Source organism: Pseudomonas sp. DTU12.1 (assembly GCF_009873475.1).
Taxonomy (GTDB): domain Bacteria; phylum Pseudomonadota; class Gammaproteobacteria; order Pseudomonadales; family Pseudomonadaceae; genus Aquipseudomonas; species Aquipseudomonas proteolytica.
In genome coordinates, this window is the sequence record NZ_CP045254.1 from 1406596 (window position 1) to 1417127 (window position 10532).

At 62.7% G+C, this 10532-nt stretch carries 6 protein-coding genes; 5 read left to right on the top strand and 1 reads right to left on the bottom strand.

Annotated elements, in window-relative coordinates; genetic code table 11:
* Positions 1-36 precede the first annotated feature (36 nt).
* From GDV60_RS06210 to GDV60_RS06220, 3 genes are all read left to right on the top strand, one after another.
* Positions 37-1257: a carbohydrate porin gene (locus GDV60_RS06210; protein ID WP_029298493.1), complete on the top strand. Its 1221-nt coding sequence runs from the start codon at positions 37-39 to the stop codon at positions 1255-1257.
* A gap of 163 nt (positions 1258-1420) precedes the next feature.
* On the top strand, positions 1421-3943 hold the full coding sequence (gene ptsP / locus GDV60_RS06215; protein ID WP_159906629.1) for a phosphoenolpyruvate--protein phosphotransferase: 2523 nt from the start codon (positions 1421-1423) through the stop codon (positions 3941-3943).
* Positions 3944-3945: 2 nt separating this feature from the next.
* The gene (locus GDV60_RS06220) at positions 3946-4233 is read left to right on the top strand and encodes a PTS transporter subunit EIIB (protein WP_159906631.1); all 288 of its coding nucleotides are present in this window, start codon (positions 3946-3948) and stop codon (positions 4231-4233) included.
* A 290-nt stretch (positions 4234-4523) separates the two neighbouring features.
* On the opposite strand, the gene mltF is transcribed toward GDV60_RS06220, so the two are convergent.
* On the bottom strand, positions 4524-5984 hold the full coding sequence (mltF, locus tag GDV60_RS06225; RefSeq protein WP_159906633.1) for a membrane-bound lytic murein transglycosylase MltF: 1461 nt from the start codon (positions 5982-5984) through the stop codon (positions 4524-4526).
* Positions 5985-6271: 287 nt separating this feature from the next.
* Between mltF and purL the strand changes: the two genes are divergently transcribed.
* Positions 6272-10168 (top strand): phosphoribosylformylglycinamidine synthase, encoded by a 3897-nt coding sequence (gene purL, locus GDV60_RS06230; RefSeq protein WP_133715846.1) that lies wholly within the window; start codon positions 6272-6274, stop codon positions 10166-10168.
* Positions 10169-10172: 4 nt separating this feature from the next.
* Positions 10173-10484: an NGG1p interacting factor NIF3 gene (locus GDV60_RS06235; protein WP_092233865.1), complete on the top strand. Its 312-nt coding sequence runs from the start codon at positions 10173-10175 to the stop codon at positions 10482-10484.
* The last annotated feature ends 48 nt before the right edge of the window (positions 10485-10532 follow it).

Here is a 10532-nt window from a genome sequence, read left to right on the forward strand (position 1 = left end):
ATCGCGTTACACACAATAAGAAAAAAGGAGCGCTTCATGAAAACAACAATAAAGCTGGGCCTCGCTGCATCCTGTCTGACGTTGCCCCTGGCGGCCCACGCCCTGGAATTCGCCGGCTATCTGCGCAGTGGTGCCGGCACCTCGACCGGCAGCGGCCCGCAGCAGTGTTTCCAACTGCCGGGCGCCCAATCCAAATACCGCCTGGGCAACGAATGCGAACAATACGCCGAGTTGGAGTTACGCCAGGACCTGTTCACTCTCGACGACGGCTCGGTGCTGAGCGTCGATGCCATGGCCTCGCTGTACAACAAGTACGACCGCGAACTGAAGTTCCAGGGCGAAAACAATGGTTCGGCCCGCATGCCGCAGATGTATGCGCAGTGGTCGAACATGCCCAGCCTCAACGGCGGTTCACTGTGGGCCGGCCGGCGCTACTACAAACGAAATGACATCCATATTTCCGACTTCTACTACTGGAACCAGAGCGCCACCGGCGGCGGTATCGAGGACGTGCTGATTGGCGATCTGAAATACAGCTACGCCCTGTCGCGCAAGGACAACCTGTACCAGAAGGAATACGCCACCCGTCACGACTTCAACGTGGCAGGCTTCAAGACCAACCCCGGCGGGGAGCTGGAGTTGGGCCTGAGCTACATCGAACAGGCTGGCGGGCGCGATACCCACAGCGGCTGGGCCCTGACTGCCCAGCATGTGCAGGCGGCCTTCCTCGGCGGCAAGAACAAGTTTGCCCTGCAGTACGGTGAAGGGCCGGGCACGGGCCTTGGCTACACCGGGAATACGGCACTGGAACGCAGCAGCAAAAGCTACCGCGCGGTGGAGTTTTTTGACTGGCAAGTGACCCCGCGTTTCGGTGGCCAGGTCGAGGCGGTGTACCAGAAAGATGTGCGCCCAGGCAGCCAGGACCAGACCTGGATGTCCATTGGTGTGCGCCCGGCGTATGCCATCAGCGAACAGTTCAAGCTGGTCACCGAGCTAGGCCATGACCAAGTGGATGCCAGCGGCGGCACGCGCAAACTCAGCAAGTTCACGTTCGCCCCGACCTGGTCGCCCAAAGGCCCGGATTTCTGGGCGCGGCCGGAAGTGCGCTTGTACTACACCTATGCCACCTGGAACCAGGCGGCCAAGCGTGCGGCCAATGAACTGGCGGCGGGTTCGGCGTTGTCCGACAGCGGCTCCTACGGCAGTGCGCGGCACGGTTCCAACTTCGGTGTGCAGGTCGAATACTGGTGGAAATAAATACGGCCGATGTAGTGACCCCTTATGTGGGAGCTGGCTTGCCAGCGATGGCGGCCCCTCGGTCTTTGGCAGAGACCGAGTCGTCAGCATCGCCGGCAAGCCGGCCCCTACGGGGATTTGCATTCACCCATGATTTTTACAGAACCAAACAGCAGGTGATGTCATGACCACAACTCAACCCCTGGAACTGCTGGCGCCCCTGGCCGGGGTGCTGTTGCCCCTGGACCAGGTGCCGGATCCGGTGTTCTCCAGCCGCCTGATTGGCGACGGCGTGTGTATCGATCCCACCTCGCAGACCCTCTGCGCGCCGCTGGCCGGGGTGATCAGCAATATCCAGGACAGTGGTCATGCGGTCAGCGTCACTGACGACCACGGCGTGCAGGTGTTGATGCATATCGGCCTGGATACCGTGAACCTGGCGGGCAAGGGGTTCACTCGGCTGGTCGAGGAAGGCCAGCGGGTGGTGGCCGGGCAACCGCTGATCGAGTTTGATGCCGACTACATCGCCCTCAATGCCCGCAGTTTGCTGACCCTGATGCTGGTGGTCAGCGGCGAGCCATTTGCGCTGCTGGCGGCGGCTACGGGGCTGGTTGAAGCCGGGCAACCGTTGCTGCGCGTGACGCCTGCAATAGGTGCTGCCAATGACGCGGAGGAAGAGGGCGACGCCCTGTTTTCCAAACCCCTGACGCTGCCCAATGCCAACGGCCTGCATGCCCGTCCGGCGGCCGTGCTGGCCCAGGCCGCAAAGGGGTTCAAGGCGAGCATCTGCCTGCACAAGCAAACCCAGAGCGCCAACGCCAAGTCATTGGTGGCGATCATGGGCCTGCAAACAGTGCGCGGCGATACCCTGCAAGTGAGTGCGGCGGGGGCGGATGCGGCTGCGGCGATCGAGGCGTTGGTCGCGTTGTTGGCCCAAGGGTGCGGCGAAGCGGTGGCCGTGGTGGCCGAGGCCATCGCACCGCTGTCATCGGCAACGGTGTTGCGGGGCGTATGCGCATCGCCAGGCTCGGCGTTTGGCCACGTGGTTCAGGTCACCGAGCCTGAGCTGAACGTGACTGAAAAGAGTACTGGCGAGACCCCAGAACGTGCCGCGCTGACGCGCGCTCTACAGGCTGCAGCCCAAGCACTGCAGGCGCTACAGGACAAGGCCTCGGGGAGCGCCCAGGCGCAGATTTTTGGTGCCCATCAGGAATTGCTCGAAGACCCGACCCTGCTGGAACACGCCCACGGTCTGCTGGCCCAAGGCAAGAGCGCGGCCTTCGCCTGGAACAGCGCCACTCTCGCCACCGCTGCACTGTTCGAGCAGTCCGGCAGCCCACTGCTGGCCGAGCGTGCCGCCGATATGGCGGATGTTGGCCAGCGGGTCCTCAAGCTGATCCTCGGGGTCCAGGACGGCGCCTGGGATTTGCCGGAGCAGGCCATCCTGATTGCCGAGCAATTGACCCCCTCGCAAACCGCCAGCCTCGACCCGGCCAAGGTGTTGGGGTTTATCACCGTGGCCGGAGGGGCCACCAGCCACGTCGCCATACTTGCTCGCGCTCTTGGCTTGCCGGCGATTTGCGGTGTGCCGGTCCAGGTCCTGGCGATACCCGATGGCTCGCCAGTGTTGCTGGACGCCGATAAAGGCGAACTGCACCTCGAGCCGGCCCCGGGGGTGATCGAGACGCTGCGGGCCGCGCGCGAGCAGCAGGTTGTGCGCCATCAACGCGATGTGCAGCAGGCTGCCTTGGCCGCCACCACTCGCGACGGTCATCATATTGAAGTGACGGCCAACGTCGCTTCGCTGCAAGAGGTACAGCAAGCCCTGGCGCTGGGAGCCGAGGGGGTGGGGCTGTTGCGCTCGGAGTTTCTCTATCTGGACCGCAACCGCGCGCCGAGCCCGCAGGAACAGGCCCAGACCTACAGCGCCATTGCCGGTGTGCTGGGCCCCGAGCGCAATCTGGTGGTGCGCACCCTTGATGTGGGCGGTGACAAACCCTTGGCCTATGTGCCGATGGACAGCGAGACCAATCCATTTCTAGGCCTGCGCGGGATTCGCTTGTGCCTGGAACGTCCAGAGTTGTTGCGCGAGCAGTTCCGGGCAATCCTGGCCAGCGCAGGCTTGGCGCGGTTGCACATCATGTTGCCGATGGTCAGCCTGCTGTCGGAGCTGCGCCAGGCCCGCGAGATCCTGGAAGAACAAGCGCTGGCCCTGGGGCTTAGCGAATTGCCGAAACTGGGGATCATGATCGAGGTGCCGTCGGCCGCGTTGATGGCGGATGTGTTCGCGCCCCATGTGGATTTTTTCTCCATTGGTACCAATGACCTGACCCAATACACCCTGGCCATGGACCGCGACCATCCACGCCTGGCCAGCCAGGCCGACAGTTTCCACCCGGCGGTGCTGCGCCTGATCGACACCACGGTCAAGGCCGCCCACGCCCATGGCAAGTGGGTGGGCGTATGTGGCGCGCTGGCGTCCGAGGCGCTGGCGGTGCCGATGCTGATCGGGCTGGGGGTGGACGAACTGTCCGTCAGCGTGCCGCTGATCCCCAGTATTAAGGCCACCGTGCGCGAGCTGGACCTGGCGGATTGCCAGATCATCGCCCGCCAGGTCCTGGGCCTTGAAGAAGCCGGCCAAGTGCGCGAGGCCTTGCGCCTTTACCACACGGCGACTGTAGAAACTTTACCTGTCGTGGAGCATTGAGCATGTTCGAGAAATTACAGCGGGCGTTCTGGAAGGCCCTGACACCGGACCTGGTGGCCGAAACACCGAGCACCGAGCCTGCGGCTGACGCGATGTTGGCGCCGGCGGTGTTGAGTGCGCTGGGTGGGGCGGCGAATCTCAAGACGCAACAGCGGGTGGCGTTGACGCGGATCCGTGTGCAGCTACAAGACCCGACCCAGGTCGATGAAATTGGGCTCAAAGCCGCGGGCGTTACGGCGGTGATGGTATTGGCGGGCGGGGTAGTGCACCTGATCACTGGCCTGAGCTGACCGTACTCGATCAATGTGAGCCAGCCTGCGCGGCAAACGGCCTCCTGTGGCGAGCGGGCTTGCCCCGCGTTGGGCTGCGCAGCAGCCCCAAAACCTGCAATCGGGGTTTTTCAGGCAGAAATTCAGTGGGCCTTATTGGGGCTGCTTCGCAGCCCAGCGCGGGGCAAGCCCGCTCGCCACAGTAAGAGTGGTTTTCACAGTAAGCCGGTGGTCTTCAGGGTGTTGGGGTGTGGTACCAGAGCTTCGGTACATGCCGCTCGCCACAACCTGAGCCACAGCAAGCCCGTGGTCTAGAGTGCTGGGCTGTCTTGCGGGGGCTTGGTTTTGTCCACGCCCGGGACGTGCAGGTTGCCTTCCACCATCTGGTTGCCTTCCAGCTGCGGCTGGGTCACCCAGGTCAGGATGTCGTAGTAACGACGGATGTTGGCCACGAAATGTACTGGCTCGCCGCCACGGGCGTAGCCGTAGCGGGTCTTGCTGTACCACTGCTTCTGCGACAGGCGCGGCAGCATTTTCTTCACGTCCAGCCATTTGTTCGGGTTCAGGCCTTCTTTTTGCGCCAGTTTGCGTGCGTCATCGAGGTGGCCGCCGCCTACGTTGTAGGCCGCCAGCGCAAACCAGGTGCGATCAGGTTCAAGGATCTTGTCGTCCAGTTCGCTCTTGATCATCGCCAGGTACTTGGCCCCGCCCTTGATGCTTTGCCGGGCGTCGAGGCGGTTGGACACGCCCATCGCCTGGGCGGTGTTCTGGGTCAGCATCATCAGGCCGCGCACGCCGGTCTTGGAGGTGACAGCCGGTTGCCACAGCGATTCCTGATAGCCAATGGCTGCCAATAGCCGCCAATCGACCTTTTCTTCCTTGGCCGACGTCTTGAAGAACTTTTCGTACTTGGGCAGGCGCTGCTGCAAATGCTGGGCAAAGGTGTAGGCGCCCACATAGCCCAGCACATCGACATGCCCGTAGTAACGATCCTTGAGGCGCTGCAAGGTGCCGTTCTTCTCGACCTTGTCGAGGTAGCTGTTGACCTCGTTGAGCAGGCTGTTGTCTTCACCTGCAGCCACCGCCCAGCTCTGGTTGCTGGCATCGCCCAGGTCAAAGGCCACCCGTACGTTGGGGAAGTACACCTGGTTCATCGCCACTTCATTGGAGTCGACCAGGGTCAGGTCGATCTGCCCTTCGTCGACCATGCGCAGCAGGTCGACCACTTCAACGGCGTCGGACTCTTCGTATTCAATCGCAGGGTTCTGCTTTTTCAGCTCGGCCAGTTGCTCGGCGTGGGTGCTGCCCTTGAGCACCATGATCTTCTTGCCCACCAGGTCGGCCGCGTTGGTGGGGCGGGACTGGCCGTTGCGGTAGATGATCTGCGGGGTCACTTCCAGGTATGCATGGGAAAAGCGCACCTGTTGCTTGCGCTGTTCGCTGCTGACCAGACCGGCGGCGGCCAAGACCGGGCCGTTGGGCTTGCCCAACTGGCCGAACAGGTCGTCGAGATTGTCGGCCGTCTCGATTTCAAGCTTCACCCCCAGGTCGTCGGCAAAGCGCTTGACCAGTTCGTATTCGAAACCGGTTTCGCCGTTGCGGTCCTGGAAATAGGTGGCCGGGCTGTTTCGGGTAACCACCCGCAATACGCCATCCTCCTTGATTCGCTCGAGCGTGCTGGGCTTATCAACACAGGCGCTGAGCATCAGGAAGAGTCCGGTGGCGAGGAGCCATTTGGCACATCGCGGGCGCAAAGCAGTTGGGGAGAACATCTGCGCAGTATACGCAAACGGCCCACGGCGCCATATCTCGACAGCATGGGCGTTGTCTGCTAGCACCCGCAAAACTGTGCTGCAGCCCGCAGAAACGTGGCCTGGCGCATGATTGTGACGGTGAAAATAACTGCACCAGCAGCCCCGGAAAACCCCTCGATACCGTGCAATCGAGGCCAACTGACGTTCGGCAGCGGCCAGCAGTGCCGTTTCGGGTGCCGTTGGCGCAGGTTTACGCTAGAATGCACGGCCTCAAAGCACACCCCCTTCCCGAGGCTGTCCCGAAGATGTTGATCCTGCGCGGCGCTCCTGCCCTTTCTGCCTTTCGCCACAGCAAACTCCTTGAGCAACTGAGCCAGAAGGTTCCAGCTGTCACTGGCTTGTATGCTGAATTTGCTCACTTCGCCGACGTTAACGGCGTTTTGACCGCCGACGAACAGCAAGTGCTGGCACGCCTTCTGAAGTACGGCCCCAGCGTTCCCGTTCAAGAGCCGACCGGCCGCTTGTTCCTGGTTCTGCCGCGGTTCGGCACCATCTCGCCCTGGTCGAGCAAGGCCAGCGATATCGCCCGCAACTGCGGCCTGGAAAAAATCCAGCGCCTGGAACGCGGGATCGCCTTCTACGTGGCTGGCCAGTTCAGCGATGCCGAAGCCGAGCTGATCGCCAGCAGCCTGCACGACCGCATGACCCAGATCATCGTCAGCCAGCTGGAACAGGCCGCCGGCCTGTTCAGCCACGCCGAGCCCAAGCCGCTTACTGCGATTGACGTGCTCGGCGGTGGCCGCGCCGCCCTCGAGAAGGCCAACACCGAGCTGGGCCTGGCCCTGGCTGAAGACGAAATTGACTACCTGGTCAACGCCTTCAACGGTTTGCAACGCAACCCCCACGACATCGAACTGATGATGTTCGCCCAGGCCAACTCCGAGCACTGCCGGCACAAGATCTTCAACGCCAGTTGGGACATCGACGGCCAGAGCCAGGAAAAAAGCCTGTTCGGCATGATCAAGAACACCTACGTGATGCACAGCGAAGGCGTTCTGTCGGCTTATAAAGACAACGCCTCGGTGATCGTCGGTAGCGTTGCCGGCCGTTTCTTCCCGGACCCTGAAACCCGCCAGTACGGCGCGGTGCAGGAGCCGGTGCATATCCTGATGAAGGTCGAGACCCACAACCACCCGACCGCAATTGCCCCGTTCCCGGGCGCAGCCACCGGCTCGGGTGGCGAGATCCGCGACGAAGGTGCAACCGGCCGTGGCGCCAAGCCCAAGGCCGGCCTGACCGGGTTCACCGTGTCCAACCTGCAGATCCCAGGCTTCGAACAGCCATGGGAAGTGCCGTACGGCAAGCCTGAGCGCATCGTTACTGCGCTGGACATCATGATCGAAGGCCCGCTGGGCGGCGCCGCGTTCAACAACGAATTCGGGCGCCCGGCGCTGACCGGTTACTTCCGTACCTTCGAACAATCCATCACCACCCCCCGTGGCGATGAAGTGCGCGGTTACCACAAGCCGATCATGTTGGCCGGCGGCATGGGCAACATCCGTGAAGACCACGTGCAGAAGGGCGAGATCCTGGTCGGCTCCAAGCTGATCGTGCTTGGCGGCCCGGCGATGCTGATCGGCCTGGGCGGCGGTGCCGCTTCCTCGATGGCCACCGGCACCAGCTCGGCAGACCTGGATTTTGCTTCCGTACAGCGCGAAAACCCCGAGATGGAGCGTCGCTGCCAGGAAGTCATCGATCGTTGCTGGCAGTTGGGTGACAAGAACCCCATCAGCTTTATCCACGACGTCGGCGCCGGTGGTTTGTCCAACGCCTTCCCTGAGCTGGTCAACGATGGCGACCGTGGTGGCCGTTTCGAACTGCGCAACATTCCAAATGACGAGCCGGGCATGGCCCCGCACGAAATCTGGAGCAACGAATCCCAGGAACGTTATGTACTGGCCGTTGGCCCGGCGGACTTCGAACGCTTCCAGGCCATCTGCGAGCGCGAGCGCTGCCCGTTTGCGGTGGTCGGCGAAGCCACTGCCGAGCCGCAACTGACGGTCACCGACAGCCACTTCGGCAACAGCCCGGTAGACATGCCCCTCGAAGTGCTGCTGGGCAAAGCCCCACGCATGCACCGCTCGGCGGTACGTGAAGCCGAGTTGGGCGATGATTTCGACCCAAGCACACTGGAACTGGCCGACAGCATCGAACGCGTGCTGCACCACCCGGCCGTGGCGAGCAAAAGCTTCCTGATCACCATCGGCGACCGCACCATCACCGGCCTGGTTGCCCGTGACCAAATGGTCGGCCCATGGCAGGTTCCAGTGGCTGACGTTGCCGTCACTGCCACCAGCTTCGACGTGTATACCGGTGAAGCCATGGCCATGGGCGAGCGCACGCCGCTGGCCCTGCTGGACGCCCCGGCGTCGGGCCGCATGGCCATTGGTGAAACCCTCACCAACATCGCGGCTTCCCGTATTGGCAAGCTGTCCGACATCAAACTGTCGGCCAACTGGATGTCGGCCGCCGGTCATCCGGGCGAAGATGCGCGCCTGTACGACACCGTAAAAGCGGTCGGCATGGAGCTGTGCCCCGAGTTGGGCATCACCATCCCGGTGGGCAAGGACTCCATGTCCATGGCCACCCGCTGGAACGAAGATGGCAGCGACAAGAGCGTCACTTCGCCGCTGTCGTTGATCGTTACCGGCTTCGCCCCGGTCACCGATATCCGCCAGACCCTGACCCCGCAACTGCGCATGGACAAGGGCACCACCGATCTGATCCTGATCGACCTGGGCCGTGGCCAGAACCGCATGGGCGCCTCGATCCTGGCGCAGACCCACGGCAAACTCGGCAAACACGCGCCGGACGTGGATGATGCGGAAGACCTCAAAGCCTTCTTCGCCGTGATCCAGGGCCTGAATGCCGACGGCCACCTGCTGGCTTACCACGACCGTTCCGACGGCGGCTTGCTGACCAGCGTTGTAGAGATGGCGTTCGCCGGTCACTGCGGCCTGAACATCGTGCTCGACAGCGTTGCCGAGGATGCTGCCGAGATCAACGGCATCCTGTTCAACGAAGAGTTGGGCGCGGTGATCCAGGTGCGCCAGGACGCCACCCCGGATGTACTCGCACAATTCAGCGCCGCTGGCCTGGACGATTGCGTGGCCGTGATCGGCCAGCCGATCAACAACGGTGAGATCAATATCTCGTTCAACGGTGACACCGTGTTCGCCGGCCAGCGCCGCCTGCTGCAACGCCAGTGGGCCGAGACCAGCTACCAGATCCAGCGCCTGCGTGACAACGTCGACTGCGCCGAGCAGGAATTCGAGGTGATCCTGGAAGAAGACAACCCGGGCCTGAGCGCCAAGCTCAGCTTCGACGTCAACCAGGACATTGCCGCGCCTTACATCAAGAAAGGCATTCGCCCTCAAGTTGCCGTACTGCGTGAGCAGGGCGTCAATGGCCAGGTGGAAATGGCGGCGGCGTTCGACCGTGCCGGCTTCAATGCGATCGACGTGCACATGAGCGACATTCTCGCCGGTCGCGTTGACCTCAATGAGTTCAAAGGCCTGGTGGCCTGCGGTGGTTTCTCCTACGGCGACGTGCTGGGTGCCGGTGAAGGCTGGGCCAAGTCGGCCCTGTTCAACAGCCGTGCCCGCGATGCGTTCCAGGGGTTCTTCGAGCGTAACGACAGCTTCACCCTGGGTGTGTGCAACGGTTGCCAGATGATGTCCAACCTCAGCGAACTGATCCCGGGCAGCGAGTTCTGGCCGCACTTTGTGCGCAACCGTTCCGAGCAGTTCGAAGCCCGCGTGGCCATGGTGCAGGTGCAGGAGTCCAACTCGATCTTCCTGCAGGGCATGGCCGGTTCGCGCATGCCGATCGCCATCGCCCACGGTGAAGGCCATGCCGAGTTCGAAAGCGAAGAAGCCCTGTTGGAAGCCGATCTGTCCGGCACCGTGGCCCTGCGTTTTGTCGACAACCACGGCAAGGTCACTGAAAGCTACCCGGCCAACCCGAACGGCTCGCCGCGCGGGATCACCGGCCTTACCAGCCGCGACGGTCGCGTCACCATCATGATGCCGCACCCGGAGCGTGTGTTCCGCGCCGTGCAGAACTCGTGGCGCCCTGAAGAGTGGAACGAAGACGGTGCGTGGATGCGCATGTTCCGTAACGCTCGTGTGTGGGTGAACTAAGGCCATGTACAAGCTCAGCTTCTTTGTGCCCGACAGCCATGTGGAGGCGGTGAAAACCGCCCTCTTCGCCGCAGGTGGCGGGCGCATCGGCAACTACGACAGCTGCGCCTGGCAAGTGCTGGGCCAGGGCCAATTCCGCGCGTTGGATGGCAGCCAGCCGTTTATCGGGCAGGTCGGCCAGGTTGAAGTGGTTGAGGAGTGGAAGGTTGAGCTGGTGGTGGCTGATGAGCTGATCGTGGCGGTTGTGGCTGCGTTGAAGCTCAGCCACCCCTACGAGACACCGGCGTATGAGGTGTGGCAGTTGGCGGATTTCTGATTCGCAGGCTGCATAAACAAGAAACCCGCTGGGCCAGTTTGGTCAGCG

What these genes read in the sequence shown, in the direction of transcription:
- GDV60_RS06210 (WP_029298493.1), top strand. Translation starts at nt 37, where the DNA reads ATGAAAACAACAATAAAGCTGGGCCTCGCTGCATCCTGTCTGACGTTG.
- ptsP (WP_159906629.1), top strand. Translation starts at nt 1,421, where the DNA reads ATGACCACAACTCAACCCCTGGAACTGCTGGCGCCCCTGGCCGGGGTG.
- GDV60_RS06220 (WP_159906631.1), top strand. Translation starts at nt 3,946, where the DNA reads ATGTTCGAGAAATTACAGCGGGCGTTCTGGAAGGCCCTGACACCGGAC.
- mltF (WP_159906633.1), bottom strand. Translation starts at nt 5,984, where the DNA reads ATGTTCTCCCCAACTGCTTTGCGCCCGCGATGTGCCAAATGGCTCCTC.
- purL (WP_133715846.1), top strand. Translation starts at nt 6,272, where the DNA reads ATGTTGATCCTGCGCGGCGCTCCTGCCCTTTCTGCCTTTCGCCACAGC.
- GDV60_RS06235 (WP_092233865.1), top strand. Translation starts at nt 10,173, where the DNA reads ATGTACAAGCTCAGCTTCTTTGTGCCCGACAGCCATGTGGAGGCGGTG.